General features: G+C 73.0%; 27 protein-coding genes and 1 riboswitch. Of the genes, 19 read left to right on the forward strand and 8 right to left on the reverse strand.

Translation table 11 applies throughout. The features are described from left to right. Positions 1-164: 164 nt before the first annotated feature. The gene (locus tag E1300_RS04300; protein ID WP_131755552.1) at positions 165-455 is read left to right on the forward strand and encodes a hypothetical protein; all 291 of its coding nucleotides are present in this window, start codon (positions 165-167) and stop codon (positions 453-455) included. Next, positions 452-748 (forward strand): hypothetical protein, encoded by a 297-nt coding sequence (locus E1300_RS04305; RefSeq protein WP_131755553.1) that lies wholly within the window; start codon positions 452-454, stop codon positions 746-748. Before E1300_RS04300 ends, E1300_RS04305 begins: the two co-directional genes overlap by 4 nt. Here E1300_RS04305 and E1300_RS04310 read toward each other — a convergent pair. Beyond that, complete coding sequence (locus E1300_RS04310) at positions 699-2,267, reverse strand: glycoside hydrolase family 15 protein (protein ID WP_242618930.1); 1,569 nt, start codon at positions 2,265-2,267, stop codon at positions 699-701. The two genes, E1300_RS04305 and E1300_RS04310, sit on opposite strands and share 50 nt — an antisense overlap. A 334-nt stretch (positions 2,268-2,601) precedes the next feature. Between E1300_RS04310 and sucC the strand changes: the two genes are divergently transcribed. The 5 genes from sucC (at position 2,602) to E1300_RS51275 (ending at position 7,439) form a co-directional block, all read left to right on the forward strand. After that, a complete protein-coding gene (gene sucC / locus E1300_RS04315) occupies positions 2,602-3,780 on the forward strand; it encodes an ADP-forming succinate--CoA ligase subunit beta (RefSeq protein WP_131755554.1) in 1,179 nt (392 codons plus the stop codon). A gap of 2 nt (positions 3,781-3,782) precedes the next feature. Further along, the gene (gene sucD, locus E1300_RS04320; protein WP_131755555.1) at positions 3,783-4,670 is read left to right on the forward strand and encodes a succinate--CoA ligase subunit alpha; all 888 of its coding nucleotides are present in this window, start codon (positions 3,783-3,785) and stop codon (positions 4,668-4,670) included. 132 nt (positions 4,671-4,802) lie between these two features. Beyond that, positions 4,803-5,087: a type II toxin-antitoxin system Phd/YefM family antitoxin gene (locus E1300_RS04325; protein WP_131755556.1), complete on the forward strand. Its 285-nt coding sequence runs from the start codon at positions 4,803-4,805 to the stop codon at positions 5,085-5,087. Next, positions 5,080-5,328, forward strand: a complete 249-nt coding sequence (locus E1300_RS04330; protein WP_131755557.1) for a hypothetical protein — start codon at positions 5,080-5,082, stop codon at positions 5,326-5,328. The genes E1300_RS04325 and E1300_RS04330 overlap by 8 nt, the downstream gene beginning before the upstream one ends. A gap of 71 nt (positions 5,329-5,399) precedes the next feature. Then, positions 5,400-7,439, forward strand: coding sequence for a cell division protein PerM (locus tag E1300_RS51275; RefSeq protein ID WP_207399470.1), 2,040 nt, complete (start codon positions 5,400-5,402; stop codon positions 7,437-7,439). Positions 7,440-7,465: 26 nt separating this feature from the next. Here E1300_RS51275 and E1300_RS04340 read toward each other — a convergent pair whose 3' ends face one another. Next, on the reverse strand, positions 7,466-7,945 hold the full coding sequence (locus E1300_RS04340) for a hypothetical protein (protein WP_131755558.1): 480 nt from the start codon (positions 7,943-7,945) through the stop codon (positions 7,466-7,468). A gap of 120 nt (positions 7,946-8,065) precedes the next feature. On the opposite strand from E1300_RS04340, the gene purN reads away from it, so the two are divergent. The 3 genes from purN (at position 8,066) to E1300_RS04355 (ending at position 10,770) form a co-directional block, all read left to right on the forward strand. After that, positions 8,066-8,728 carry a phosphoribosylglycinamide formyltransferase gene (purN, locus tag E1300_RS04345; protein WP_131755559.1) on the forward strand — a complete coding sequence of 221 codons (663 nt, stop codon included), beginning with the start codon at positions 8,066-8,068 and terminating at the stop codon, positions 8,726-8,728. 25 nt (positions 8,729-8,753) lie between these two features. Further along, entirely contained in the window at positions 8,754-10,319 is a 1,566-nt protein-coding gene (purH, locus tag E1300_RS04350; protein ID WP_131755560.1) for a bifunctional phosphoribosylaminoimidazolecarboxamide formyltransferase/IMP cyclohydrolase, read from the forward strand. A gap of 271 nt (positions 10,320-10,590) precedes the next feature. Continuing rightward, on the forward strand, positions 10,591-10,770 hold the full coding sequence (locus E1300_RS04355) for a hypothetical protein (protein WP_131755561.1): 180 nt from the start codon (positions 10,591-10,593) through the stop codon (positions 10,768-10,770). A gap of 60 nt (positions 10,771-10,830) precedes the next feature. Here the strand turns inward: E1300_RS04355 and E1300_RS04360 are convergent, their stop codons facing one another. Further along, positions 10,831-11,442 carry a GNAT family N-acetyltransferase gene (locus E1300_RS04360; protein WP_242618931.1) on the reverse strand — a complete coding sequence of 204 codons (612 nt, stop codon included), beginning with the start codon at positions 11,440-11,442 and terminating at the stop codon, positions 10,831-10,833. Between the two features lie 83 nt (positions 11,443-11,525). Further along, positions 11,526-11,611: riboswitch (ZMP/ZTP riboswitch) on the forward strand. Between the two features lie 45 nt (positions 11,612-11,656). On the opposite strand from E1300_RS04360, the gene E1300_RS04365 reads away from it, so the two are divergent. Further along, positions 11,657-12,508, forward strand: a complete 852-nt coding sequence (locus tag E1300_RS04365) for a bifunctional methylenetetrahydrofolate dehydrogenase/methenyltetrahydrofolate cyclohydrolase (RefSeq protein WP_131755562.1) — start codon at positions 11,657-11,659, stop codon at positions 12,506-12,508. A 211-nt stretch (positions 12,509-12,719) separates the two neighbouring features. Here E1300_RS04365 and E1300_RS04370 read toward each other — a convergent pair whose 3' ends face one another. Continuing rightward, a complete protein-coding gene (locus E1300_RS04370) occupies positions 12,720-13,445 on the reverse strand; it encodes an FHA domain-containing protein (protein ID WP_370784372.1) in 726 nt (241 codons plus the stop codon). Between the two features lie 370 nt (positions 13,446-13,815). On the opposite strand from E1300_RS04370, the gene E1300_RS04375 reads away from it, so the two are divergent. The 4 genes from E1300_RS04375 to E1300_RS04390 all read left to right on the forward strand — a co-directional run bounded on the left by E1300_RS04375 (position 13,816) and on the right by E1300_RS04390 (position 17,814). Next, positions 13,816-14,268: a DUF3017 domain-containing protein gene (locus E1300_RS04375; RefSeq protein ID WP_131755564.1), complete on the forward strand. Its 453-nt coding sequence runs from the start codon at positions 13,816-13,818 to the stop codon at positions 14,266-14,268. A 107-nt stretch (positions 14,269-14,375) separates the two neighbouring features. After that, positions 14,376-15,593 (forward strand): NADP-dependent isocitrate dehydrogenase, encoded by a 1,218-nt coding sequence (locus E1300_RS04380; protein ID WP_131755565.1) that lies wholly within the window; start codon positions 14,376-14,378, stop codon positions 15,591-15,593. Between the two features lie 309 nt (positions 15,594-15,902). Then, entirely contained in the window at positions 15,903-16,892 is a 990-nt protein-coding gene (locus E1300_RS04385; RefSeq protein WP_131755566.1) for a malate dehydrogenase, read from the forward strand. 118 nt (positions 16,893-17,010) lie between these two features. Beyond that, a complete protein-coding gene (locus E1300_RS04390) occupies positions 17,011-17,814 on the forward strand; it encodes a DUF11 domain-containing protein (RefSeq protein WP_131755567.1) in 804 nt (267 codons plus the stop codon). Between the two features lie 28 nt (positions 17,815-17,842). Here the strand turns inward: E1300_RS04390 and galK are convergent, their stop codons facing one another. Both galK and galE read right to left on the reverse strand, forming a co-directional pair. Continuing rightward, entirely contained in the window at positions 17,843-19,039 is a 1,197-nt protein-coding gene (gene galK / locus E1300_RS04395) for a galactokinase (RefSeq protein WP_131755609.1), read from the reverse strand. Further along, positions 19,036-19,989 (reverse strand): UDP-glucose 4-epimerase GalE, encoded by a 954-nt coding sequence (gene galE, locus E1300_RS04400; RefSeq protein ID WP_131755568.1) that lies wholly within the window; start codon positions 19,987-19,989, stop codon positions 19,036-19,038. Before galE ends, galK begins: the two co-directional genes overlap by 4 nt. Positions 19,990-20,169: 180 nt before the next feature. On the opposite strand from galE, the gene E1300_RS04405 reads away from it, so the two are divergent. From E1300_RS04405 to E1300_RS04420, 4 genes are all read left to right on the forward strand, one after another. Next, positions 20,170-21,357: a hemolysin family protein gene (locus tag E1300_RS04405; RefSeq protein WP_131755569.1), complete on the forward strand. Its 1,188-nt coding sequence runs from the start codon at positions 20,170-20,172 to the stop codon at positions 21,355-21,357. A gap of 18 nt (positions 21,358-21,375) precedes the next feature. Continuing rightward, complete coding sequence (trpS, locus tag E1300_RS04410; protein ID WP_131755610.1) at positions 21,376-22,425, forward strand: tryptophan--tRNA ligase; 1,050 nt, start codon at positions 21,376-21,378, stop codon at positions 22,423-22,425. Continuing rightward, positions 22,415-23,011 carry a 2'-5' RNA ligase family protein gene (locus E1300_RS04415; protein ID WP_242618932.1) on the forward strand — a complete coding sequence of 199 codons (597 nt, stop codon included), beginning with the start codon at positions 22,415-22,417 and terminating at the stop codon, positions 23,009-23,011. Before trpS ends, E1300_RS04415 begins: the two co-directional genes overlap by 11 nt. A gap of 106 nt (positions 23,012-23,117) precedes the next feature. Next, positions 23,118-24,194, forward strand: coding sequence for a YihY/virulence factor BrkB family protein (locus E1300_RS04420; RefSeq protein ID WP_131755570.1), 1,077 nt, complete (start codon positions 23,118-23,120; stop codon positions 24,192-24,194). Between the two features lie 15 nt (positions 24,195-24,209). On the opposite strand, the gene E1300_RS04425 is transcribed toward E1300_RS04420, so the two are convergent. Then, positions 24,210-24,620 (reverse strand): nuclear transport factor 2 family protein, encoded by a 411-nt coding sequence (locus tag E1300_RS04425; protein ID WP_165502671.1) that lies wholly within the window; start codon positions 24,618-24,620, stop codon positions 24,210-24,212. 163 nt (positions 24,621-24,783) lie between these two features. Continuing rightward, positions 24,784-26,031, reverse strand: a complete 1,248-nt coding sequence (locus E1300_RS04430) for a D-alanyl-D-alanine carboxypeptidase family protein (protein WP_242618933.1) — start codon at positions 26,029-26,031, stop codon at positions 24,784-24,786. Between the last annotated feature and the right edge of the window lie 114 nt (positions 26,032-26,145).

Genomic DNA, 26,145 nt, shown 5'->3' on the forward strand with positions numbered 1-26,145 from the left:
TCCGCATCGTGACTTACTTGCATTCGCGTGAGGGAATCCGGTGCGCTTCCCCGCCGGTATTCGATTCGAGTGATGTGACCGGGAAGGTCGAAAAGAGAAGCGGCCCCGGGGCGGTGATGACTGCACCGGCCCGGGGCCTTGATCCGACAACGGAGGTCGGACCCATGGACGATCGTAGAACGCCCGAGGAGTCGCTCGCGGCGCTTGGCGCACATCTGGCCTCACGGCGCATGAACGTCGAGCTCACCGGAACGGGCCTCAGGGTCGTGAACACGCGTGCGGCCGGGTGTTGTGCGGAGGCCCCGCATGCGTCCGACCTCATCACCTGCCGACCCCGGCCCGGGGATGCCGGTCGGTGGTGGTTCTTCACCTCGTGGTCGGAGCCGATCGCGCGTTCCGATCAGATCGGCATCGCGGCCGTGCTCGTCCTCGACCATCTGGGGGCGCAGGCGTGATCGCGGGAGCCTGGCGGCAGGTCGACGCCGTCCGGATCTCGGACGAGCTGCGGCGCCGGTTCCCCTGCGTCCGGATGGCGTGGTTCGGGCTGTACACCGGACGATGGTGGGCCCTGGTGCTGGACGCGGCCGGGCATCACCGGCTGGTCGAGGCGGGGGATCCCGCGGAGCTGAGCCGCCGGGTGGCCGCGGTCGACGGGGCGACGCGCGGCGATGTCCTGGTGGTGCGGCGGCGTTCGGACGTCAGTGGGCGGGTGGGACGGGGAGGGGGCGTTCCAGGGCGGAGAGGGTGAGGACGACCAGCGACGCCGTCCAGCCGAGGGGGGCCACGCCCGCGGGCTGCCCGCGCTCGCCGATCTTCTCGGGCAGCGAGCCGAGCGTCGTGCGGTGCGCGGTGAGCCAGTCGAGGCGGCCGAGCGCCTCGGCGGTCCGGCCGGACGCGGCGGAGTTGAGGGCGAACAGGGCGGTCTCGGGCGTCCAGGCGACGGCCTTGTTGCCCGGCCAGCGCTCGCCCGGCAGGACGCCGCCGTTCGGCAGCGCCTGCTTGCGGGCGGCCGTGTCGACGGCGGCCGAGACGCCCGCGTCGAGCGGCGCGAACGGGGGTGCCAGGAAGGTCACGGAGGTGTCCATCAGGCCGCCCCTGATCGGCGAGCGCGGGTAGCCGTACGGGGCGTACTGCCTGGTCACGGCGTTGGAGAGGCGGTTCGCCGCGGCTCGCCAGCGGGTCCCCTCCGCGCGTCCGCCGTACGTTCCGGCGAGGGACGCGGCGGCGCGGAGGCCGGCCAGGACCGGTCCGGCGACGCCGAGGGTGGGGCGGCGCGGGTCCTGCTCGCGGCGGTGGTCGCGTTCCCAGTAGTCGGACGAGGCGGGCGGCAGCCCCTCGGCGTCCAGCGAGCGGGCGAGGTGGTCGGCGGCGCGGCGGACCATCGGCCACAGCTCCGGCAGGTCGGCCGGGTAGCGCGTCCGGTAGAACCAGCTCGCCCAGAGGACCCAGCCGAGGGAGTCGAGCTGCGGCGGGCGGCCGTCGGTGACCGCGGTCCCGTCGACGTTGTACCGGGCGGCCCAGACGCCGTCGTCGTGCTGGACGCGGGCGAGGAACCGCAGGACGCGGCGCGCCTCGGACGGGTGGCCCGCCACCGTGAACGCGGCGGCCGCGAAGGCGGAGTCGCGCGGCCACGAGTACCGCCACGCCCCGTACCAGGACGCGAGCGACGCGCCGTTGGGCCGGGTGAGCAGCCGGAGGTCGAGCAGGGCGCGTGTCGACATGTCGCGGTAGTCGTCGCCGGACCGCCGCCGCTTGTCGGGGGATCCGGCTTTCAGGTCCGTGCCGGGGATCGTGCCGTGGGTCAGCCACACGCTGTCGGAGCGGACCGCGGCGGCCACGCGGGGGTCGTCGGCCGGGACGACGATGGACGTGTCCTCCCCGTACGGGACGAGCCGGACCCGTCCGTCCGCGAGCCGGACGACGGTGCTGTCGGGGAGATAGGAGGCGCCGGGCCCCTCGGCGGGGGAGAGGGGGACGCCGGTGAACGGCCATCCGCCGCCGCCGACCAGCCCGGGGCTCGCCCAGCCGGGGCCCGCGTTGTTCGGGAGGGTGGACCCGCCGGTGGCGACGAGCGCGCCGACGATCAGCAGCGCGGCGGCGCGGCGGAAGCGCCGGACCCCGCGGCGCCGTCCGCGCCGGGGAGCCGTCCGGGAGGGCGTCCGGGGCGGGGCGTCCGCCGGGGCGGGCGCGGTGGCGACGGGCGCGCCGGGGACGCCGGGGGGCGGCTCTTCGGCGACCCCCCGGTGCGCCAGACGCTCGTCCGCCATGACGGTCAGCCTTCCCCCGGGCAACATCAAAGTGAAAATAAGTACATCAAACTACGTCAATTGGTTCATCCTCCCCAGGGGCCACTCGTGCCCTCCTCCCAGGGGCCCACACCGTGCCTTCCTGCGAGGCGTGCCCGGTCTCACCGGGCCGCCACCGTCCGGTTTCCGAACGGTGACCGTTTCCGGGACGCGGGATCGGACCCGGCGGCATGACCATGGATCGGGGTTGACTAGGCTGCATCGACGGAGCGGACCGCAGGGTGGCGGCCGCACGGGCACCCGTGTACTCCCCACTCGAGTGGTCATTGGCTGTCAATCCTGTTAAGGACGCCTCGTGGACCTGTTCGAACATCAGGCGAAGGAACTCTTCGCCGAGTACGGGGTACCGGTGCCCACCGGCAAGGTCGCCCATACTCCCCAGGAAGCGCGCGCTATCGCGGAGGAACTGTTCTCCGCGGGCAGCAAGAAGGTCGTCGTCAAGGCCCAGGTGAAGACCGGCGGCCGCGGCAAGGCCGGCGGCGTGAAGCTCGCCGACTCGGCCGACGAGGCGGAGACGCTCGCCGGCCAGATCCTCGGCATGGACATCAAGGGCCACACGGTCCACAAGGTCCTCGTCGAGGAGGGCTCGGCGATCGCGCAGGAGTACTACTTCTCGTTCCTGCTCGACCGCGCCAACCGCACCTTCCTCTCCATCTGCTCCGTCGAGGGCGGCGTGGAGATCGAGGAGGTGCCGCACGACCGGCTCGCGCTCGTCCCGATCTCGCCGCTGGACGGCGTCGACAAGGACCGCGCCCGCGCGATCGCCGAGCAGGGCCGCCTCCCGCAGGAGGCCCTCGACGGCGCCGCGGAGATCATCGAGCGGCTGTGGGCCGTGTTCACCGACGAGGACGCCACCCTCGTCGAGGTGAACCCGATGATCCTCACCACCGACGGCCAGGTGAAGGCGCTGGACGGCAAGGTCTCCCTCGACGACAACGCCGCGTTCCGCCAGGAGCACGACAAGCTGGAGGACAAGGCCGCGGCCGACCCGCTGGAGGCGGCGGCCAAGGAGAAGGACCTCAACTACGTCAAGCTCGACGGCAGCGTCGGCATCATCGGCAACGGCGCCGGCCTCGTCATGTCCACGCTGGACGTCGTCGCCTACGCCGGCGAGCAGTTCGGCGGCCAGAAGCCCGCGAACTTCCTCGACATCGGCGGCGGCGCGTCCGCGGAGGTCATGGCGAACGGGCTGGAGATCGTCCTGTCGGACGGCGACGTGAAGTCGGTGTTCGTCAACGTCTTCGGCGGCATCACCGCGTGCGACGCGGTCGCCAACGGCATCGTGAGCGCCTACCAGCTCCTCGCGGACCGCGGCGAGGCCGTGAACCGCCCCCTCGTCGTCCGGCTCGACGGCAACAACGCCGAGCTCGGACGGCAGATCCTCAGCGACGCCGCGCTGCCCGGCGTCCAGCAGGTCGACACCATGGACGACGCGGCCAAGCGCGCCGCCGAACTCGCAGCGGCAGGTGCATGATCATGGCCATCTGGCTCACCGAGAACAGCAAGATCATCGTCCAGGGCATCACGGGCTCCGAGGGCACCAAGCACGGCCGCCGGATGCTCGCCTCCGGCGCGCAGGTCGTCGGCGGCGTGAACGCCCGCAAGGCCGGCCAGACCGTCGACTTCGACGGCACGACGCTCCCGGTGTTCGGCACGGTCGCCGAGGCGATCACCGAGACCGGCGCGGACGTGTCGGTCGTGTTCGTCCCGCCGAAGTTCACCAAGGACGCCGTCGTCGAGGCGATCGACGCCGAGATCCCGCTCTGCGTCGTCATCACCGAGGGCATCCCGGTGCACGACACCGCCTACTTCTGGGCCTACGCCGAGTCCAAGGGCAACAAGACCCGCATCATCGGGCCGAACTGCCCCGGCATCGCGTCCCCCGGCAAGTCCAACGCGGGCATCATCCCGGCCGACATCACCACCCCCGGCCGCATCGGGCTCGTGTCCAAGTCGGGCACGCTGACCTACCAGATGATGTACGAGCTGCGCGACTTCGGGTTCTCCACCTGCGTCGGCATCGGCGGCGACCCGATCATCGGCACCACGCACATCGATGCGCTCCAGGCGTTCCAGGACGACCCGGACACCGACGCGATCGTGATGATCGGCGAGATCGGGGGCGACGCCGAGGAGCGCGCCGCCGCCTACATCGAGCAGCACGTCACCAAGCCGGTCGTCGGCTACGTCGCGGGCTTCACCGCCCCCGAGGGCAAGACGATGGGCCACGCCGGCGCCATCGTCTCCGGCTCCGCCGGCACCGCGCAGGCGAAGAAGGAGGCCCTGGAGAAGGTCGGCGTCCGCGTCGGGAAGACCCCGAGCGAGACCGCCGTCCTGATGCGGGAGATCATGAAGAACCGCTGATCCGCTCCGGATCAGGCTCACGAAGGACGCCCGGACCCCGCCGCGGGGCCCGGGCGTCCTTCGTTCTCGCCGAACCGGGGGAGTGTGCAAGTGTACAAAACTGCGACAGTGTCAAGAGTGTACACTCGGAGCATGAAAGAGGTTCCGCTGAAGCAGGCCCGCGAGCAACTCGGCAAGCTCCACTCGGATGCCGTCCACGGCAATCACATCAAGATCACTCGACATGGTTCGGACGCCGTCATCCTGGTGCCTGAGGCCGACTACCAGGAGTACCAGGCGCTGAAGCGCGAACGGATCGAGGCCGCCGTCGTCGCGGAGATCAAGCACGTCGCACCGTACGTCGAGCGGGGAGAGCTGCCTCCCGGCTACGAGAGCCTGACGCGTGAGCAGATCATCGAGGGCGATCGGCTTGCCTGACCATCTGGTCTTCACGTACCGCCTGCGCATGCAGGTCGCGGGCTTCCCGCCGAACGTCCGCGACGCCGCCAACATGCTGATCATCTCGCTGCTGGGAGACCCCGTCCCTCCGGATGCGAAGCCGTTCGTCGAGGTAGCGGGGCATGCCGCGTACGAGCTGTCGAATGACCTGGTCACCGTCTACTACACCCTGATGGGCGATGACACCGTCGTCATCAGCGTCGTTCATCCGAATACCTGAGAGGCGACGACAAAGGCGACACGCCGGGCGAGGGGGACGGGGACGCGGCGGCGTGGTGCCAGCATGGACGCGTGAGCGACGTGAGCCCCGGACAGCGCGTGCGGCCGGAACGACCCGACCCGCCGAGGCCCGGCCGGACCGCCCGGGGGCCCCGCCCGGACGCCGCCCGAGGGCAGGCCAGGCCCGGCGGAGGCGGCGCGGGCGGCGGGCGGCCGCTCTACGTGACCGGGCTCGTGGCGGCGCTCTGGTGCATCGGCATCGGGCTCGCCGTCCTCACCACCTTCACCCTGATCGGCTGGATCGCCGCGCCCCGCACCGCGCTCGGCCACGGCCTCCCCGGCGTGTTCCGCACCGCCGTGAACTTCTGGCTCGTCTCCCACCACGCCGGCTTCTCCAGCTCGCACGGCCGCGTCGGGCTGCTGCCGCTGGGCGTGCTCGTCCTGCCGGGCGCCATGCTGTACCGCGGCGGCGGCTGGATGATCCGCGGGCTCGGGCTGCCGAGCCGGCCGCGGGTCGCGGTGGTGCAGGTCGCGGTCGCGCTGGCCGTCCCGTACGCGGCGCTGGCGGGGCTGCTCGCGCTCGCCGCGGCGTCCCCGGCCGTCCGGCCGTCGGCGTGGCAGGCGCTCGTCGCCTGCTTCACCGTCGCTGTCGTGGCGGGCGGCCTCGGCGCCGCGCGGGCCGTCGTCGCGGCGCAGGTGGCGGCCGAGGCCCGCGGGCGCCGCGTCCGGTCCGGGCTGGGCGCGCTGCTGCGGCTGCTGCCCGACCGGCCCCGCTCACTCGTGATCGGCGTCGCGGGCTCCACGGCCGTGCTGCTCGCGTCCGGCGCCGTGCTCGTCGGCGGCTCGCTGGCCCTGCACATGAGCGAGTCCGACCGCCTCTACGACATGCTCGCCCCCGGCATCGTCGGCGGCGTCCTGCTGCTGCTGGTCGAGCTCGCGTTCCTGCCCAACGCGGTCATCTGGGGCATGGCGTACGCGGTCGGCCCCGGCTTCTCCGTCGGCGCCGGGACGAGCGTCTCGGCGACCGGCGTGTTCCTCGACACCGTCCCCGCGTTCCCGCCGCTGGCCGCGCTGCCCGAACCGGGACCCGCGCCCGCCGTCTCGCTGCTGGCGCTCGCCGCGCCGTTCGCCGCGGGCGCCGTGGGCGGCGTCCTGACGATCCGCGCCATGCCCAGCCCGGTGTACGAGGGCGCGCCGCTGTGGGGCTTCGTGTCCGGGGCGCTGACGGGCGCCGTCGCGGCGGTCCTCGCGGCACTGTCGGGCGGCCCGCTCGGCGGCGAGCGGATGGCGACGGTCGGCCCGTCCGCCTGGCAGGTCGGCCTGATGGCGGCCCTGGAGGTCGGCATCTCCGCGGCGATCGCCGCCTGGGTCGCGAACTGGATGATCCTGCGGCGCTCCGAGGACGAGCCCGCCCGGGCGGAGAAGCGCTCCAAGAAGCGGCAGGCGCGGCGGGAGGGCAAGCGCAAGACCCGGCCGGTGGACGAGCGGCCGTCCGCCCGTCCGCGGACCGCATCCGCGGCGCTCCCCCTAGCGGCGCCCGTCCCGCCGGAGGCGATCTTCGACGGCACAGACCCGAGTGGAGGAACGGATCCGCAAGGGACAGGCCCCTACGCCACTGGCTCGCACGCGACTGGCTCGCACGCGACAGGCCCGCACGCGGCAGGCCCGCACGCGACTGGTCCGCGCGGGACGGGAGCGCACTCGACTGGGGCGCGCGGCGCGGGTTCGCATGAGGTGGGTTCGCGCGGTGCGGGCACGGGGCGCGATGAGGGGCGTGAGGCGTCCGTCCCGGGGCGGGCGGCGGCGACGTCTTCGCCGTACGCGCCCGATCCGCTGGAGTTCGAGGAGGCCGAGCCCCTCCTCGCGCCGCGCCGCTCGTCCCGCGGACGGGGACGTCCCGCCGAGCCGCCGATCGAGTTCCCCGAGGAGCCCGCTCCGGTACCCGTGGACGACGGGACGGTCGTCCACGAAGGCCACATCGTCGAGGAGCCCGAACCCGCGCCCGAAGCGGCCGTGCCGCCGCCCCGTGACCAGGACCGGGACGACGTCGAGCGCACCGAGAACCGGGGCGGAGCGATCTACGTCCTCCGCGAGGAGCCCGGCCAGGACTGACCGGCGGCGCCCACCGGGGAGACGGGCTAGAGGAAGTCGCCGTAGCGGTCCATGCTCCCGGCGGGCAGGTGCATCTTCTTCTCGATCTTCGGGAAGTAGCGGGTGCGGCAGGTGTCCTTGTCGGTGTGGGTGTTGGCGTCGCTGAGGCACGTCTGGTAGCCGCTCAGCTCCGTCCACAGGTAGGCGGTGAGCGCCACCGACATCGCCGACAGCACGAGCCCCGCGGTGCCCAGCGCGATGCCCGCGACGGCGCCCGGCGCGATGCCGTGCGCGGCCCGCGCGGCACGCCGCGCCCGGAAGCCGATGACGAGCGCCGCGACGCCGAGCACGAGGCCGAGCGGGTAGAAGAAGAACGCGGTCAGCAGCGCGAAACCGCCGAGCCACAGGGCCCGCCAGCCGGTGCGTTCGACCGGTCCCCTCGCCGGGGGACGGTCCCCGGGACGCGGCTCCGGCCGCTCCTCGGGGCCCTCTCCGGGACGGGCCGGGCTCCCCGGCTGCTCGCTCACGCTCGTGTCCTCCTCGCCCTGCGGCCGGGCGCCGCCGGCCGGGTGGAAATCCTGGGCGCCGAACAGGGCCGATAGGCTTCGTGTCGACCCGAACAACCCCACGTCCACCAGGGAGTCAAGGTGTCCGCCCGGCTCGTCGTCCTCGTCTCCGGCGCGGGGACCAACCTACAAGCGCTGCTCGACGCGTGCGCGGACCCAGCCTACGGGGCGCAGGTGGTGGCCGTGGGCGCGGACCGTCCCGGAACGGGCGGGATCGAGCGCGCCGAGCGCGCCGGGCTCCCGGTCTTCACGCTGCGCATCCGCGACTTCGCCGATCGTGACGCGTGGGACGCGGCGCTGGCGGACGCGGTCGCCGCGCACGAGCCCGACCTCGTCGTCTCCGCCGGCTTCATGAAGATCCTCGGGCCGCGCTTCCTGGCCCGGTTCGGCGGCCGCATCGTCAACACCCATCCGGCGCTGCTGCCCGCGTTCCCCGGCGCGCACGCCGTACGGGACGCCCTGGCGTACGGGGTCAAGGTGACGGGCTGTACCGTGCACTTCGTCGACGAAGGCGTGGACACCGGACCCGTCATCGCCCAGGAGACCGTCAAGGTGGGCTGGCATGACGACGAAGACTCCCTGCACGAGCGCATCAAGCAGGTGGAGCGCCGGCTCATGGTCGACGTCGTCGGACGGCTCGCCCGCGACGGGTGGACCGTGCGGGGCAGACGTGTCTCGATGAAGTGCAGGACCTGCCGCGACGGTGAACCGGACGGCAGTGCGAAATCCGCGAGTGGCAGTTGAGCCGACGACGAGGGGAGCTCGGCCGGTGAGTCGGGTGGCGATCAAGCGCGCGCTGATCAGCGTGTACGACAAGACCGGGCTGGAGGACCTGGCCCGCGGCCTGCACGAGGCCGGCGTGGAGATCGTCTCCACGGGCTCCACGGCGGGGCGGATCGCCGCCGCCGGCGTGCCGGTCATGAAGGTGGAGAAGCTCACCGGGTTCCCCGAGTGCCTGGACGGCCGGGTCAAGACCCTGCACCCCAAGGTCCACGCGGGCCTGCTCGCCGACCGGCGCAAGGAGGACCACCTCCAGCAGCTGGACGACCTGCACGTCGAGCCGTTCGACCTGGCCGTGGTCAACCTGTACCCGTTCGCCGCGACCGTCGCGTCGGGCGCGAAGCCGGACGAGTGCGTCGAGCAGATCGACATCGGCGGCCCGACGATGGTCCGCGCCGCCGCGAAGAACCACGCGTCCGTCGCGGTCGTCGTGGACCCGTCCGCGTACGGCGCCGTCCTCGCGGCGGTCGAGGCCGGCGGGTTCACCCTGGAGGAGCGGCGCCGCCTGGCCGCCGCGGCGTTCGCGCACACCGCGTCCTACGACGTGGCCGTGGCGTCCTGGTTCGCGAGCGAGTACGCCCCGGACGAGACCGCCGCCGACGCGAAGTGGCCGGACTTCCTCGGCGCCACCTGGGAGCGGTCGAACGTCCTGCGGTACGGCGAGAACCCGCACCAGCGGGCCGCCCTGTACCGGACGCCGGGCGAGGCGGGGCTGGCCGGGGCCGAGCAGCTCTACGGCAAGGAGATGTCCTACAACAACTACGTCGACACGGACGCGGCCCGCCGCGCGGCCTACGACTTCGCCGAGCCGTGCGTCGCGATCATCAAGCACGCGAACCCGTGCGGGATCGCGGTCGGCGCGGACGTCGCCGACGCGCACCGCAGGGCGCACGCCTGCGACCCCGTGTCGGCCTACGGCGGCGTGATCGCGGCGAACCGGCCCGTCACGGCGGAGATGGCCCGGCAGGTCACCGAGAGCTTCGCCGAGGTGGTGGTCGCCCCGTCCTTCGACGACGAAGCCGTGGACGTGCTCAAGGCCCGGTTCAAGAACATCCGGCTGCTGGTCTGCCCGGACGCCCCGTCCGGCGCGACCGAGTACCGGCGGATCGACGGCGGGCTGCTGCTCCAGTCGGTCGACCGGGTGGACGGCGCGGGCGACGACCCGTCCGGCTGGGAGCTGAAGGCCGGCGCCGCCGCGGACGAGGCCACCCTGCGCGACCTGGCGTTCGCCTGGCGCGCGTGCCGGTCGGTGAAGTCGAACGCGATCCTGCTGGCCGCCGACGGCGCCACGGTCGGCGTCGGCATGGGCCAGGTCAACCGGGTCGACTCCGCCAAGCTCGCCGTGCAGCGGGCGGGCGCGGAGCGGGCGGCGGCCGCGGTCGGCGCGTCCGACGCGTTCTTCCCCTTCCCGGACGGCCTGGAGGTCCTGACCGCCGCGGGCGTGCGGGCGATCGTCGAGCCCGGCGGCTCCGTGAACGACGACAAGGTCATCGCGGCCGCCGAGAAGGCCGGGATCACCCTGTACTTCACCGGCGTCCGGCACTTCTTCCACTGATCGGCGACCCGGGAGGCCCGGCGCGGACGACCGTCCGCACCGGGCCTCCCGCGCGTTGACGGGCCGCCGATGGTCCACCCGTGCCGTGTCCACGACCTGTCCACACTGGGCCGTTCCCAAGATCTTTGTCGAATCGATGGGTGGTTTTACGTTTAAGCGTTGATAGCCTCACTTTTACGCCGCGCCCTCAGACATCGACCCGACGGTCCTCCCACGACCCCCTGGACCGGCTCTTCCCTGCTCACGCGCGGCGTCCGCCGTTGGAGGCTTTATGGACGTGGTGCTGACCCTGCTGGTGGGGACGGTCTCCCAGGCCGACTCGCTGCTGATGGAGTCCCGGCAGCTGATCGGCCTGTTCGCCGCGGCGCTGGCCGCGATGCTCGCCGCCCAGCTCGGCTGGCACGGCACCGACCGGCTCATCGCCTGGCGCCAGCGCCCCGACGAGGACTGACCCCACCCGGACGGCCACGTCCGGCAACCCTGCCCGAGCGGGCGGCCTCCGGACCGCGCCCTACCTGAGCAGGGCGCGGAGGGCGGCCGCCGCCTCGGGCCACTCGTCGTCCACCATCGCGTAGACCGCCGTGTCGCGGACCGAGCCGTCCGCACGGACCCGGTGCTTGCGGTGCACGCTTTCGAACGACGCGCCGAGCCGCTCGATCGCCCGCCGCGAACGCTCGTTGCGGACATGCGTGTGCCAGCCCACGCGCATCGCCCCCAGGTCGTCGAACGCGCGGCCGAGCAGCAGCAGCTTCACCTCGGTGTTCATCCCCGTCCGCTGCCACCGCGCGCCCAGCCAGGTGTGCCCGATGCACAGCCCCCGGTGCGCGGGCGCGACCTCGTAGTACGACGTCTCCCCGGCGACCTCCCCGGTCGCCGCGTCGATCTGCGCCCACGGCAGCCGGACGCCGCGCGCGCAGTCGTCCAGCGCCCTGTCGATCCCGGCGCGGACCTCGTCCAGGCTCCCCGGCCGCCGCCCGTTCTGCCACGTCCAGATCTCCGGGTCCTTGGACGCCTCGAACAGCCCCTCGGCGTGCTCCCGCCCCAGCGGCTCCAGCCGCACGTACCGCCCGGCCAGCACCGGGCGGTCGAACCATGGGCCCATCTGGTCACCCCCGTTCCTCATGGCGATCACCGTAGGCGGCGGGACGGGGCGTCCGGCAGGGCCACTCGGCGGCGATTCCGGGCGACCACTCGGCGGCTACCATGGGTGTCCGACGCGACTGGCGCGAGCAAGGTGGATCACCACCGGGGAGCGAACGACCGTCCGGACACCGCGCGCCTGGGTGGCCGGGACCTCAGCCGGGGCCCGGTTCCGGCCAGACAGCGCGGAGGAACGCATGACGGCACAGATCCTGGACGGCAAGGCCACCGCCGCCGAGATCCGCTCGGACCTCAAGACCCGTGTCGAGGCGCTCCGCGACCGCGGCGTGTCCGTGGGCCTCGGCACGGTGCTCGTGGGCGACGACCCCGGCAGCAACGCCTACGTCACCATGAAGCACCGCGACTGCGCCGAGGTCGGCATCCAGAGCATCCGCCGCGACCTGCCCGCCACCGCCACCCAGGACGAGGTGGAGCGGGCCGTCGCCGAGCTGAACGCCGACCCCGCCTGCACCGGCTACATCGTCCAGCTGCCCCTGCCCAAGGGCCTGGACGAGCAGCGCGTCCTGGAGCGCATCGACCCCGCCAAGGACGCCGACGGCCTGCACCCGATGAGCCTCGGACGGCTCGTCCTGATGCAGCCCGGCCCGCTGCCCTGCACCCCGAAGGGCATCGTCGACCTGCTGCGCCGCTTCGACGTCCCGATCAAGGGCGCCGAGGTCACCGTCGTCGGCCGCGGCATCACCGTCGGCCGGGCCCTCGGCCTGCTCCTCACCCGCCGCAGCGAGAACGCGACCGTCACCCTCTGTCACACCGCCACCCGCGACCTGGCCGCGCACACCCGCCAGGCCGACATCGTCGTGGCCGCCGCCGGGGTGCCGGACCTCATCACCGCCGACATGGTCAAGCCCGGCGCCGCCGTCCTCGACGTCGGCGTCTCCCGGGTGGACGGCAAGCTCGCCGGGGACGTCGCCGCCGACGTCCGCGAGGTCGCCGGCTGGGTCGCGCCCAACCCCGGCGGGGTCGGCCCGATGACCCGCGCCATGCTCCTCGCCAACGTCGTCGAAGCCGCCGAGGCCGCGGCCCGCTAGCCCGAGCCCCTGGGCCGGACATGGCGAACGTGCCGGGCCGCCGCCGCACCCTTGGCGGCGGCCCGACACGTCCGTGGTGCTGCCTGACGGTTCTGCTGCCGGTGCCGCCTAACCGCTGTCTCCGTCGACCAGCGGCCGGCGTCCGGTTCCTGCAAAGGCGTAGCGGCCGCCCTCACGCTGCGCTGCCGAAGAGGGCGACCGCACGATCACCTCAGCTCGCCCGGCGGCCGGCGGTGCTCGCCGCCCGCCCGGGAGCCGTGACATGGCCGGGCAGATGGCTCCCCGGCGCGCCCGGCCTGCGCGCCTCGGCCGGGCCCCGGACCGCGGGCGCCCGGCCGTCCATCGGGGGACGGCCCTGCTGCGGGACGTGCACCGGCGGCAGCGGACGGACGAGGCCCATGGCGATGACCTCGTTGGCGAGCCGCGTCCGGCGGTTGGCCCCTTCCGGGATCCGGAACTTCTGGTAGAGGCGCAGCAGGTGCTGCTTGACCGCCGCCTCGGTCACCACGAGATCACCGGCGATCTCGCGGGCCGTGGCGGGGGCGACGAAGGCCTCGTCCGAGAGGGCGGGCCGGCAGAGCGAGGTCAGCACGTCGACCTCGCGGCGGGTGAGCTCGGGGGCGACGGCACGCCGCAGTTCGACGTCCGGGTCGACCTCCTCACGGGGGATGCCCCCCATCCGGCAGCGCGCCGTGCCGAAGCTCACGACGTCGCCGTCCTCCAGGACACGGCGGGCGATGGGCCGGCCGTTGACTCGCGTTCCATTGCGGGACAGGCCCATGTCGACGACGTACACGTACGGGCCGCGCCGAACGATCTCTGCGTGCAAACGGGACACACTCGGGTCGTCGAGGCGGATGTCGACTCCTCTCCCTCTCCCGACCGTCGTTACGTCGGGGCGCAACGGCATCACCAGCCCGCTGTCCTCGATCCGCATGAACGGCCCCTCCACGGCAGTCCTCCCAGCTAGTTAGCGACCCCTGTCTGCCGGGTTACCCGGGCGCGTCACCGTCACACCCTCCTACTGGCGAGTAGGACCGGTGGCACAAGGCATTCGCGTCCCACGCGACTCACTTCCGCACCACCCGTTTCCGTCGTCGGGCGACAAGCCGGATCCCTCCATCCGGCACCGCCCGCCCGAGATGCTCAGGGCCGCGTGAGAATCCCATCCGGGGGACGCTCCGAAACGATCACCTCCCGCGCTCGGACGATCACTTCCTCGCTGGGCGGACGATGTCGTACCCCCGGAGGAATGGCACTACCGTGAGATCCCACGGATCCGTCGAAGGCCGGAGGGACTGCGCGCCATGAGCACGGAGGTGCACCGGCGCAGGCGCAAGGCGCCGCGCGGCAGGAGCGCGACCCCGCACTGGCTCGCCCGCCTGCCCTACCTGTTCGTCCTCGGCGGCGTGGCCGGAGGGCTGGCCCTCTGCGCCCTCCACTACTTCCGCAAGGGATCCGGCCTGATGGCGGCCGCGCTGCTGCTCGGCGCGCTCGCCCGGCTGCTGCTCCCCGAGTCCCAGCTCGGCATGCTCGCGATCCGCAGCCGCCCCGTCGACGTCCTCACGCTGGTGATCCTCGGCGAGACCGTGGCGTTCGTCGCACTGAGCGTCCCGCCGATGAACAAGACCGGGCTCGTCCTCGCCGGGGTCTTCGGCGTCCTCATCGCCCTCGCGTTCCTCGCCCGCACCGTGAAGGTCGTCCTCGCCGGGCGGCGGGACGGCCCGCCCGCCGGTACCCCCGGCCGTCCGCCCAGGTAGCGGGCGCGGGACGAGGCCAGGTCTAGACCTCCTGGTCGCCTCGGCTAGCCTTGCCAGTTGAGCCTTACAAGGACTGCTGGCCGGTGTAGGAAAGGGACAGCAACAGCATGCCCAAGATCAAAGTAGCGGGCCCGGTCGTCGAACTCGACGGCGACGAGATGACGCGGATCATCTGGAAATTCATCAAGGACCAGTTGATCCTGCCCTACCTCGATGTGGATCTGAAGTACTACGACCTGGGAATCGAGCACCGTGACGCCACGGACGACCAGGTCACCATCGACGCCGCCAACGCCATCAAGGAGCACGGCGTCGGCGTCAAGTGCGCCACCATCACCCCCGACGAGGCGCGCGTCGAAGAGTTCGGCCTGAAGAAGATGTGGCGTTCCCCCAATGGAACGATCCGCAACATCCTCGGCGGCGTGATCTTCCGCGAGCCCATCGTGGCCTCCAACATCCCCCGGCTGGTCCCGGGCTGGACGAAGCCGATCATCATCGGCCGGCACGCCCACGGCGACCAGTACAAGGCCACGGACTTCGTGGTGCCGGGCCCGGGCAAGGTGACGATCACCTACACGCCCGAGGACGGCTCCGAGCCGATGGAGTTCGAGGTCGCGAACTTCCCCGGCGGCGGCGTCGCCATGGGCATGTACAACTACGACGACTCCATCCGGGACTTCGCCCGGACGAGCATGCGGTACGCGCTCAGCCGCGAGATGCCGCTGTACATGTCGACGAAGAACACCATCCTCAAGGCCTACGACGGCCGCTTCAAGGACATCTTCCAGGAGGTGTTCGAGGCGGAGTTCAAGGCCGACTTCGAGGCCAAGGGGCTCACCTACGAGCACCGCCTCATCGACGACATGGTCGCCGCCGCGCTCAAGTGGGAGGGCGGCTTCGTCTGGGCCGCCAAGAACTACGACGGCGACGTCCAGTCCGACACCCTCGCCCAGGGGTTCGGCTCCCTCGGCCTCATGACCTCGGTGCTCATGACCCCGGACGGCAAGACCGTCGAGGCCGAGGCCGCGCACGGCACGGTGACCCGGCACTACCGGCAGCACCAGCAGGGCAAGCCGACGTCGACCAACCCGATCGCGTCGATCTTCGCCTGGACGCGCGGCCTGGAGCACCGGGGCAAGCTCGACAAGACCCCCGAGCTCGTCGACTTCGCCCGCAAGCTGGAGGCGGTCTGCGTCGAGACCGTCGAGGGCGGCCAGATGACCAAGGACCTCGCCCTTCTGGTCGGCCGCGACACCCCCTGGTTGACGACGCAAGCTTTCCTGGAGGCCCTCGACACCAACCTCCAGAAGAAGATCAACGGATAGTGTTCAATTGGAGTCGCTCCGTTAATGCGGGGATGATCCCTGCTGGGTCGTGAGCCAGGGCGTGTCCTGCCCGTGGTCCCCGCGAATGCGTGAGTGAAGGCCGTCCCGGAGAACCCGGGGCGGCCTTTCGCGTTCGCGGACATGCCCGTCCGCGCACCTGCCGGATGGGAGGCGGGCGATGCGCGATAGCCTGGCCCCGGTGAACTATCTCGACGACGAGAGATCCCGCGCCGCGGCGACCCTCTCGGGCGGTCGGGTTCCAAGGATGGCCGCCTGAGCCCCGTCAGGTCACAGCAGGAGAAGAAGGCAATGACGCGCACCCCAGTCAACGTCACCGTCACCGGCGCCGCGGGCCAGATCGGCTACGCGCTGCTGTTCCGCATCGCGTCCGGTCAGCTCCTCGGCGCGGACGTACCCGTACGCCTGCGCCTGCTGGAGATTCCGCAGGCCGTGAAGGCCGCCGAAGGCACCGCCATGGAGCTGGACGACTGCGCGTTCCCGCTGCTGTCCGGCGTGGACATCTTCGACGACGCCACGAAGGCGTTCGAGGGCGCGAACGTCGCGCTGCTGGTCGGCGCCCGCCCGCGCACGAAGGGCATGGAGCGCGGCGACCTGCTGGAGGCCAACGGCGGCATCTTTAAGCCGCAGGGCGAGGCGATCAACGCCGGCGCCGCGGACGACATCAAGGTCCTCGTCGTGGGCAACCCGGCGAACACCAACGCCCTCATCGCCCGGTCGCACGCGCCGGACGTCCCGGCCGAGCGCTTCACCGCGATGACGCGCCTGGACCACAACCGCGCGCTCGCGCAGCTCGCGCGCAAGGCCGGCGTCTCCGTCGCCGACCTCCGCAAGCTGACGATCTGGGGCAACCACTCCGCGACCCAGTACCCGGACATCTTCCACGCCGAGATCGCGGGCAAGAACGCCGCCGAGACGGTCAACGACCAGGCCTGGCTGGAGAACGACTTCATCCCGACCGTCGCCAAGCGCGGTGCCGCGATCATCGAGGCGCGCGGCGCGTCGTCGGCGGCGTCGGCGGCGTCCGCGGCGATCGACCACGTCCACACCTGGGTGAACGGCACCGCCGAGGGCGACTGGACGTCCATGGCGGTCGTGTCGGACGGCTCCTACGGCGTCCCCGAGGGCCTGATCTCCTCCTTCCCCGTCACGACCAAGGACGGCGCGTGGGAGATCGTCCAGGGCCTGGAGATCAACGAGTTCTCGCGCGGCCGGATCGACGCGTCCGTCGCCGAGCTGGCGGAGGAGCGCGACGCCGTCCGCAAGCTCGGCCTCATCTGACCGAGCGGTCACGCGCGGCGAGCCCTGGACCTTGGTGGGTCCGGGGCTCGTCCCGTTTCCGGGCGGGCGCGTGTCAGGGCGCGTCCGTCACGCCTCGTGTTCAATAGGATTCGTTGCCATGCGTCGGGTTCTGGCCGTCTATGGCTCTGCCGGTGTCCTGCTGGCGTGCGCGGGACCCGTGTTCGCGCAGGACGACGCCGATCTCGGGGTGTCGGTGTCCGCGTCGGTGCGGCAGGCGAGGCCGGGCGGCGAGATCGCGTACACCGTGACGGTGCGCAACCAGGGGGCGGGTGCGGCCGAGCGCGCCGAGATGGTGTTCACGGTGCCCCGGGACGTGGCGGTGGTCGCGCTGGAGGAGCCGGGGTGCGCGGAGAAGGGCCGTGAGGTCCGCTGCGCGGTTCCGGGAGGCGCCAGGACGGAGCGGGCCTTCCACGTGCACGGCGTGGTCGCGCCGTCCGCCGTGGGCGAGCTGAGGGCCGTCGCGGCGGTCACGTCGGCGACGCCCGATCCCGTTCCGGGGAACGACCGGGTCGAGCTGGTGACGCCCGTCCTGCCGAGCACCGATCTGCGGGTGCGCCTTGCCGCGCCGCACTCCGCGTCCAGGCGCGGGCGGATCCCACTGAAGGTCACGGTCACCAACCGGGGGCCGCGCGCCGCGGGCCGGGTCGGGCTGCTGCTGGGCGCGCACGGTGCCCGGATCCGGGTGCCGGGATGCGCGGTGACCGGGCAGACCGCGAACGACCAGTACCTGCGCTGCACCCTGGACGGGCTGGAGCCGGGCGCGTCCAAGGAGGTCAAGCCGGCGGTCTCGGCGATCCGCGCCCGCGCGCGCGTGGTGGAGTTCGGCGCGAGCGTCTCCTGCGAGCTCGGTGAGAGCCGGCCCGGCGACAACGCCGCCGCGACCAGCGTCCACCTCCGCTAGGACGCCGCTCGGCAGGGCGTGACGCGTCCTAGCTGACCCGGTGGGCTCCCGCGGACGGGACGGCGTCGAGGAAGCGCGGTTCGGTCCAGCCGCGCCGCTCGTAGGCCGCCAGGATCGCCTCGCGGACGCGGTCGGCGCGGTCGGTGCCGGTGAGGACGATGACCGAGCCGCCGAAGCCGCCGCCGACCATGCGGCCGCCGCGCGCCCCGGCCCGCAGCGCGGCGTCGACGGTCGCGTCGGCCTCCGGCCAGGAGATCTCGAACTGGTCGCGCAGCGACAGGTGGGAGGCGTTCAGCATCGCGCCGAGCTCGGCGGGCGCCCCGGCGCGCAGCAGGCCGACGGCGGCCTCGACGCGGTGGTTCTCGGTGACGACGTGCTGGACGCGGCGGCGCAGTACCGGGTCGGCGAGCCGGCCGAGCGCGCCGGCGAGGTCGGTGACGTCGCGGAGCGCGGGCACGCCGAGCAGGGCCGCGGCCTCCTCGCACTCGGCGCGGCGGCGGCCGTAGTCGCCGCCGGTGAGCGCGTGGCTCGCGCGGGTGTCGACCGCGAGGAGGGTCAGCCCGGCCTCGGCGGGGGCGAACGGGACCTGCGCGGACAGGCCGCTGCGGCAGTCGAGCATCAGCGCGTGGCCGGGCGTGCAGAGCAGCGAGGCGGACTGGTCCATCAGCCCGCACGGCATGCCGACCTGCTCGTTCTCGGCGCGCTGGGCCAGCCGGGCCAGCGCGGGCCGGTCGATCGCGACGCCGTGCAGGTCGCAGAGGGCGAGGGCGGTCGCGCACTCCAGCGCCGCGGACGACGACAGCCCGGCGCCCTGCGGCAGGTCGGCGTCGACGAGCAGGGACGCGCCGCCCGTGCCGTGCTCGCGCAGGACGCGGGCCACGCCGACCGGGTAGGCGGCCCAGGCGCGCTCGTCCGGCCAGCCCTCGCCGACGACGGGGCCGCCGTCCACGGGCGCGGTGACGAGCGACCCGCCGGTCTGGAGGGAGCGGACCTCGACGACGCCGTCGTCGCGGCGGGCGGCGGCCACGGACACGCCGCGGGGCAGCGCGAACGGCAGGACGAACCCGTCGTTGTAGTCGGTGTGCTCGCCGATGAGGTTGATGCGGCCGGGGGCGTGCCAGACGCCCTCCGGTTCGCGCCGGAACGCCTCGGTGAAGGCGGACCGGAGCGCGCCGGGGTCCCGGGTCCCGGCGGTGCCGGTTCCGGCGGTTCCGGTGTCCGTCATCGCGAGCGGAGGAAGGTCCACGCGTCCTCGACCATGGCGCGCAGGTCCCGCTCCGGCTTCCAGCCCAGCCGCGACTGGATCCTGTCGGAGGAGGCCACCAGCACGGCGGGGTCGCCGGCGCGGCGCGGGCCGACCACGACGGGGATCTCCCGGCCGGTCACCTCGCGGCAGACGTCGATGACCGCGCGGACGGAGTAGCCGGTGCCGCTGCCCAGGTTGAAGACGTGGTGGGTTCCGGGCTCGCAGGCGTCCAGGGCCAGCAGGTGGGCGCGGCCGAGGTCGGCGACGTGGATGTAGTCGCGGACGCAGGTGCCGTCGTCGGTCGGGTAGTCCTCGCCGAAGACGTTCACCGCCTCCTTCTCGCCCTGCGCGACCTTGAGGACGTTGGGGATGAGGTGGGTCTCGACGGTGTGCCGCTCGCCCTGCGCGCCGTAGGCGCCGGCGACGTTGAAGTAGCGCAGCGAGACGCCGCCGAGGCCGTGCAGCCGGGCGTACTCGGCGAGGACCGTGTCGATCGCGAGCTTGGACGCGCCGTAGGGGTTGGTCGGGCGGGTCGGGTCGGTCTCCAGGATCGGCGTGGACTCCGGCTCGCCGTAGGTCGCGGCCGTCGAGGAGAACACGATCCGCGGGACGCCGGCGGCGCGCATCGCCTCCAGCAGGGCCAGCGACTCGCCGAGGTTCTTGTCCCAGTACAGGCCCGGCTTCTCCACCGACTCGCCGACGAGGGACTTGGCCGCGAAGTGCAGGACGGCGTCGAACCCGGCGCCGTCGAGGACGCCCGCCGCCGTCTCGCGCAGCGTGCCCCGGACGAGCCGCGCCCCCGGCGGCACCGCGTCCTCGTGACCGGTGGACAGGTCGTCCAGGACCACGACCTCGTGCCCTGCCTCCAGCAGCAGGGCGGAGACGACGCTGCCGATGTAGCCGGCGCCTCCGGTGACGAGCAGCTTCACGAACGGACCTCCATTTGAGACGGTGCCGTCTTGACGGACCATTTCCGACCGACGGGTTTCGACGTGACGGGCTCTGTGAACCGCGCGGGCCGCGCGAGCGGCCGGACGGCGCCGGCCCGGGCGGGGGCGGCCGGGCTCGGTCCAGGCTATCCGGTACCTCGAACGGGGAAGGGTCAACGCATGGACCGGACGGCGCGCGGCGAGCGGCCGCGAACGGGGCATGGGCCGGCGCGGGAACCGGAGCGGGGGCAGGCCGAGCCGCCCGGCTGGCCGGCCCGCGCGCTGTTCCGCCTGCTGTCGGGGGCCACGGACCTCGCGGTGCGGCTGGCGGGCGGCGACCCGCGGGTGCTGCGGGAGCAGCCGACCGCGGAGCGGATGCGGGCGCTGGTCGCGGAGAACCCCCAGCTCACGGCGGACGAGCGGGCGCTGATCGGGGAGGTGTTCGCGGCGGGGGAGCGGCCGCTGCGGGAGGTGCTGGTGCCGCGGACGGAGGTGACGTTCCTGGACGCGGAGCTGCCGCTGCCGGCCGCCGCGCGGCTCGCCGCGGCGAGCCCGCACTCGCGGTTCCCGGTGTGCCGCGACTCCCACGACGAGGTGATCGGGTTCGTGCACATCCGGGACCTGCTGGTGCCGGAGCACCGGGAGGAGCGCGTCCCGGTGGGGGACCTGGTGCGCCCGGTGAAGTTCCTGCCGTCCTCGCAGCGGGTGCTGCCGGTGCTGTCGGAGATGCGCCGTGAGGGCTGCCACCTGGCGATCGTCATGGACGAGTACGGCGGCGTCGCGGGGATCGTCACGCTGGAGGACCTCGTGGAGGAGCTCATCGGGGACATACGCGATGAATATGATGTGGAGGACGCGCAGGCGCGGCGCCTGCACGGCGGGGTGGTCGAGGTGGACGGCCTGCTGAACCTCGACGACTTCGCCGCCGAGACCGGGATCCGGCTGCCCGCCGGGCCCTACGAGACGGTCGCCGGCCACATCATGGCGGCGCTCGGCCGGGTGCCCGCCGAGGGCGACGCGGTGGAGGCCGCGGGCCGGCATCTCGCGGTGGCCCGGATGGACGGCCGGCGGGTCGCCCGCGTGCGCGTCACGCCGCGTGCGTCGCCGCAGCCTCTGCCGGTGCCGCCCGCGCCGTCGCCCGCACCGCCGCCGTCCGCGGCCGCGCGGGCCGCCACACAGCCAGCGGCGCCGGCTCCACCCGGATCCGGCCCGAAGACCCCTGCCCGCGGGGGCGTCGCCAGGGACGGAGGACCGGCCGCAGTGAGCCAGGCAGCGAGCGAGACCGCGCGCGCGACAGCGAGCGAGCCAGCGCGCGAGCCCTCGGCGGGCGGGACGGCGGTCGGCGACGGCGCTCCCCGGGACACCTGAGAGAATCGGTCCGTGCACATGCCCGAAGCGTCCGGCACCGCGACCCCGCGGGTGCTGTCCGGAATCCAGCCCACCGCCGACTCCTTCCACCTCGGCAACTACCTCGGCGCGCTGCGGCAGTGGGTCGCCCTGCAGGAGTCGCACGAGGCGTTCTACTGCGTGGTCGACCTGCACGCGATCACGGTCGAGCACGATCCGGACGCGCTGCGCCGCCGGACGAGGATCGCGGCGGCGCAGCTGCTGGCGATGGGCGTGGACCCGGAGCGCGCGACCGTGTTCGTGCAGAGCCACGTCCCGGAGCACGCCGAGCTGGCCTGGGTGCTGGGCTGCCTCACGGGGTTCGGTGAGGCCGGGCGGATGACCCAGTTCAAGGACAAGTCGTCCAAGCAGGGCACGGCGGGCACGACGGTCGGGCTGTTCACCTACCCGATCCTCCAGGCCGCCGACATCCTGCTGTACTCGCCGGAGCCGGGCCCGGGGGAGCGGGTCTTCCACGTCCCGGTCGGCGAGGACCAGCGGCAGCACCTGGAGCTCACCCGCACGCTCGCGCAGCGGTTCAACCACCGGTTCGGCGACACCTTCGTCCCGCCCGAGGCGTACATCCCCGCGGGCGCCGCGAAGATCACCGACCTCCAGGAGCCGACCGCGAAGATGAGCAAGTCGGCGTCCTCGCCGCAGGGCATCGTGGACGTCCTGGAGGAGCCCGGCCCGATGCGCAAGAAGATCATGCGCGCGGTCACCGACACCGGCTCCGAGGTCGTCTACGACGAGGAGAAGAAGGCGGGCGTCACCAACCTGCTGCGGATCTACTCCGCGCTGGAGGGCGTGCCCGTCACCGCGCTGGAGGAGCGGTACGCGGGCTCCGGCTACGGGCAGTTCAAGAAGGACCTCGCGCAGCTCGTCCTCGACACGTTCACGCCGATCAGGGAGCGCACGCTGGCGCTGCTGGGCGACGAGGAGCGGCTCGACCGGCTCCTCGCCCAGGGCGCCGACCGCGCCTCCCGGGTCGCCGCGCGCACGATGGACACCGTGCGCGAACGCGTGGGATTCGTCGGACGTGGTCGCTGACCCGGAGGGATCCGGGGCCGCGGCGCCCCGGCGCATGATCGGGGTGGCCGTCCCGATCCCCGACCCGCACGGCTCGCTGCTGCGGGCGAGGCGGGCGGGCTTCGGGGATCCGATGGCCGCCGCCATCCCCACGCACATCACGCTGCTGCCGCCCACCGAGGTGGCGGGGGCCGACCTGCCCGCCATCGAGGAGCACCTGCTGCGGATCGCCCGCACCGAGCGGCCCTTCCACATCCGCCTGCACGGGACGGGAACGTTCCGGCCCGTGTCCCCGGTGGTGTTCGTGGCGCTGGAGGAGGGCATCGGCGACTGCGAGCGCGTGCAGGCGCGGGTGTCGTCGGGGCCGCTCGCCCGCGCGCTGCCGTTCCCGTACCACCCGCACGTCACGGTCGCCCACCACCTGCCCGACGAGGCCATGGATCGGGCGTTCAAGGAGCTGGCCACCTACCGGGCCGACTTCGACGTCTGGGGCTTCTCGCTGTACGAGCACGGCGACGACGGGGTGTGGCGTCCGCAGCGCGACTTCGCGTTCGGGACGGGCGGCGCGGGCCCCCATATCGAGGACGGCCCTCCCGCCCCGCCCTGAGCGGGCGTCCCGCGGCGGGCGGCTGTGGGGCCGGGGGGCCACGGAATGTCGAACGGACCATCACCGTGCGCCGCATCGAGCGGCCCGAGGTGGGTACGTTGCGTCCATGCGGCGGGCGATCGGCAAGGTGCAGGGGCAGGCCGAGGGCCTGCTCGACACGGGGAAAGGCCTGCTGAACGGCGCGCGCGCCCGCTGGAAATGGTTCGACCACCTCGGGCGCGCCTTCGACCGGTACCAGGAGCGGCGCGGCGACCGGCTCGCCGCCGCCCTCACCTGCTACGCGTTCCTGTCGTTCTTCCCGCTGCTGGCGCTGGCGTACTCCCTGCTCGGCTACCTGGTCGGCGTCAGCGGGCAGGCCCGCGACTACTTCGTGGACGCCGTCAACTCGCTGCTGCCGGGCCTGTCGGACCAGCTCCAGGTCGAGCAGATCGCGCAGTCGAAGACCGCCGTCGGACTGTTCGGCCTGGTGGCGCTGCTGTTCACCGGGCTCGGCTGGGTGCAGGTGCTGCGCGAGTCGCTGCGCGACATCTGGGGCAACGAGCCGGGCGGCGGCGGCAACTTCTTCCTCAAGCGGCTGTGGGACCTCGCCGTCCTCGCGTTCCTCGGCGTCATCCTCATCTGCGGCATGGCGATCTCGACGGTGACGACGTCCGCGACCCACACCGTCCTCGGCTGGTTCGGGATGCAGGACGTGCCCGGCGCCGGGACGGTGCTGCGGCTGCTCTCGCTGTGCTGCGCGATCGCGTTCAACACCGTGATCTTCATCGTGCTGTTCAGCCGCCTGTCGGGGACGCTCGCGCCGTGGCGGCGGATCGCCCGCGGCGCGCTGTTCGGCGCCGTGGGCTTCGAGGTGCTGAAGCAGATCGCCCAGCTGCTGATCGGCCGGACGACGCAGAACCCGGTCTACGCCTCGTTCGCCGTCCTGGTCGGGCTGATGGTGTGGATCAACATCGTGTCGCGGTTCATGCTGTTCGTCGCCGCGTGGACGGCGACCCGCCGCGTCGTGCTGACGGCCGACGCCGACTCCCCGGAGCGCGGCCCGTCCGAGAAGGCGGTGTGCGACGGCCCGCCGGAGCAGGACGAGCAGCGAGGGGAAAGGCGGCAGGGCGACGAGCAGCGGAGGAAGGACGAGCCGCGCGGGAAGGGCAGCCCGTCCGGTGCGGGGAAGCCGGTGACGGCCTGATCGCCGGGACGCGCCCTAGGACCAGAACGAGTCCTCGGCGTACTGGTCCTCGGCGAGGGTCCGGATCTCGGTGATCCGCCCGTCGCGGAAGCGGAAGAGGTCCACCGAGCGGGCGTCGAGGACGCGTCCGGGGCGCTCGGCGTAGGTCTGGACGAGAGCCGCGCCGTACTCCTCGTTCGCCATGAGCGAGTAGGGCTCGGCGCGGAACGTCCCGCCCGAGAGCTCGAAGAGGTTGACGTAGAAGCCGAGGACCTCCGCTGCGGTGCGGTACACGCCGCACAGCGGCCCCCGCCCGGGGACGAGATGGACGACGTCGGGGGCGAGCAGGTCGCGGATGAGGTCCATGTCGCCTTTGGCGAAGGCCGTGTAGCCGTCTCTCAGCAGAGTGACGTTGGGATGTTCGAGAAGGGTTGTGGAGCTGCTCATACGGGGCATGGCGCTTCCTCCAGCGGCACCGGTCCGCCGTGAGAGCGGCAGCGCGGTCACCGGCACCCACCGTGAGCGTAGGCCGCCGCCGGGGGCTGTACCAGTGGGGGCGAGGGCGAGCGACGCCTTACCGGCCGGTACTCGTTACTGGCCGGTCCCGTCGTTACTGGCCGGTCTCGTCGAGCGACGGACCGGCAGCGGGACCGGCGGACGGGCCGGACGCCGCCGCGGGGCGCGCGGGGGAGCCGTAGCGGCGGCGGCGCCGCAGCACGGCGAACAGCACCGCGATCGCGAGGACCGCGCCGACCGCCCCGCCGCCGACGAGCAGCCACATCCGGGTCGAGTCGTCCGAGGCGAGCGGCGCGTCCGGCAGCAGGCCGCCGCCGCCGTCCTTCTTCGCCTCGGGGGCGTCGCCGGGCGGGACGAGCACGCCCACCGGCTTGACCTTGCCGCGCGCCGCGAAGCCCCAGTCCAGCAGCTTGACCGCGTACGGCGAGGGCGGGATGTCCGCCTTCATCAGCGCGATGATGATCGTGTGGCCGCCGCGGCGGGCGGCGGCGACGTAGGTCTGCCCGGCGGCGATGGTGTAGCCGTTCTTGCCGCCGAGCATGCCGGGGTAGGCGTACCGCTCGCCCGGCAGCAGCTTGTTGTGGGTGTGGATCGGGTACCCGCCGACCTTCTTGCCCTTCTTCCGCTCCTTCTTCGAGGGCGGCGCCGGGAACTTGTAGTCGATCGCCTGGACGTACTCGCGGTACTCGGCGTTCTTCAGCCCCTCGCGCAGGATGAGGGCCAGGTCGTACGCCGAGGTGTGCTGGGTCTTGACGGAGAGGCCGAGGTCCTTGTCGAGCCCGTTGGGGGAGCCGGCGAGCGTGTCGCGGGCGTTGATGCGCCTCGCCTCGGCGTTCATGTCGGCGAGGGTCTTGCGCATCCCGCCGTCGGCCTCGGAGAGGGTCACCGCCGCGTCGTTGGCCGACATCATCATCAGCGCGTGGAACAGGTCGGAGACCTTGTACTGCATCTTCGGGGTCAGCCCGACCTTGGTGCCCTCGACGTCGCACGCCTTCTGCGACGGCCGGACGAGCCTGTCCGGGTCCAGCCGCGGGACGAGGGTCAGCGCGGTCAGCGTCTTGAGCGTGCTCGCGGGCAGGTACCTGCCGTGCGGGTCCTTGGCGGCGAGGACGTCGCCGGTGTCGCCGTCCGCGACGATGTACGAGGCCGTCTTGATCTTCGGGAGGGCGGGCGTCCCGGGGGCCTGGTCGACGACGGTCCCGCGGCCGGCGAGCTGCGCGCCGCCGACCGGGTCCGGATACGGCGCGGCCCGTCCGGCGGCGGCCGCGGGGGAGGCCGGGGCCGCGAGCGCCGCCGCGGGGGCCGCGGCGAGCGATCCCGCGACGAGGGGGACTGTGATCACCGTCGCGGCGCGGCGCGCACCCGCCCGCATCCTCCGTCGCTGTGGTCGCAAGCTCTCGCCGCTCCTCGTTCCCGCAGCCGCGCAGCGGCCCCCAACGCCCATGACTCCCCCGAA

This window comes from Actinomadura fibrosa (assembly GCF_900659615.1).
GTDB lineage: Bacteria > Actinomycetota > Actinomycetes > Streptosporangiales > Streptosporangiaceae > Spirillospora > Spirillospora fibrosa.

Excerpts from the sequence above, each read along its gene's own strand:
- E1300_RS04300 (WP_131755552.1), top strand. The coding sequence starts at position 165 with ATGGACGATCGTAGAACGCCCGAGGAGTCGCTCGCGGCGCTTGGCGCA.
- E1300_RS04310 (WP_242618930.1), bottom strand. The coding sequence starts at position 2,267 with ATGGCGGACGAGCGTCTGGCGCACCGGGGGGTCGCCGAAGAGCCGCCC.
- sucD (WP_131755555.1), top strand. The coding sequence starts at position 3,783 with ATGGCCATCTGGCTCACCGAGAACAGCAAGATCATCGTCCAGGGCATC.
- E1300_RS04325 (WP_131755556.1), top strand. The coding sequence starts at position 4,803 with ATGAAAGAGGTTCCGCTGAAGCAGGCCCGCGAGCAACTCGGCAAGCTC.
- E1300_RS04355 (WP_131755561.1), top strand. The coding sequence starts at position 10,591 with ATGGACGTGGTGCTGACCCTGCTGGTGGGGACGGTCTCCCAGGCCGAC.
- E1300_RS04360 (WP_242618931.1), bottom strand. The coding sequence starts at position 11,442 with ATGAGGAACGGGGGTGACCAGATGGGCCCATGGTTCGACCGCCCGGTG.
- E1300_RS04365 (WP_131755562.1), top strand. The coding sequence starts at position 11,657 with ATGACGGCACAGATCCTGGACGGCAAGGCCACCGCCGCCGAGATCCGC.
- E1300_RS04370 (WP_370784372.1), bottom strand. The coding sequence starts at position 13,445 with ATGCGGATCGAGGACAGCGGGCTGGTGATGCCGTTGCGCCCCGACGTA.
- E1300_RS04375 (WP_131755564.1), top strand. The coding sequence starts at position 13,816 with ATGAGCACGGAGGTGCACCGGCGCAGGCGCAAGGCGCCGCGCGGCAGG.
- E1300_RS04380 (WP_131755565.1), top strand. The coding sequence starts at position 14,376 with ATGCCCAAGATCAAAGTAGCGGGCCCGGTCGTCGAACTCGACGGCGAC.
- E1300_RS04385 (WP_131755566.1), top strand. The coding sequence starts at position 15,903 with ATGACGCGCACCCCAGTCAACGTCACCGTCACCGGCGCCGCGGGCCAG.
- E1300_RS04390 (WP_131755567.1), top strand. The coding sequence starts at position 17,011 with ATGCGTCGGGTTCTGGCCGTCTATGGCTCTGCCGGTGTCCTGCTGGCG.
- galK (WP_131755609.1), bottom strand. The coding sequence starts at position 19,039 with ATGACGGACACCGGAACCGCCGGAACCGGCACCGCCGGGACCCGGGAC.
- E1300_RS04405 (WP_131755569.1), top strand. The coding sequence starts at position 20,170 with ATGGACCGGACGGCGCGCGGCGAGCGGCCGCGAACGGGGCATGGGCCG.
- trpS (WP_131755610.1), top strand. The coding sequence starts at position 21,376 with ATGCCCGAAGCGTCCGGCACCGCGACCCCGCGGGTGCTGTCCGGAATC.
- E1300_RS04420 (WP_131755570.1), top strand. The coding sequence starts at position 23,118 with ATGCGGCGGGCGATCGGCAAGGTGCAGGGGCAGGCCGAGGGCCTGCTC.
- E1300_RS04425 (WP_165502671.1), bottom strand. The coding sequence starts at position 24,620 with ATGAGCAGCTCCACAACCCTTCTCGAACATCCCAACGTCACTCTGCTG.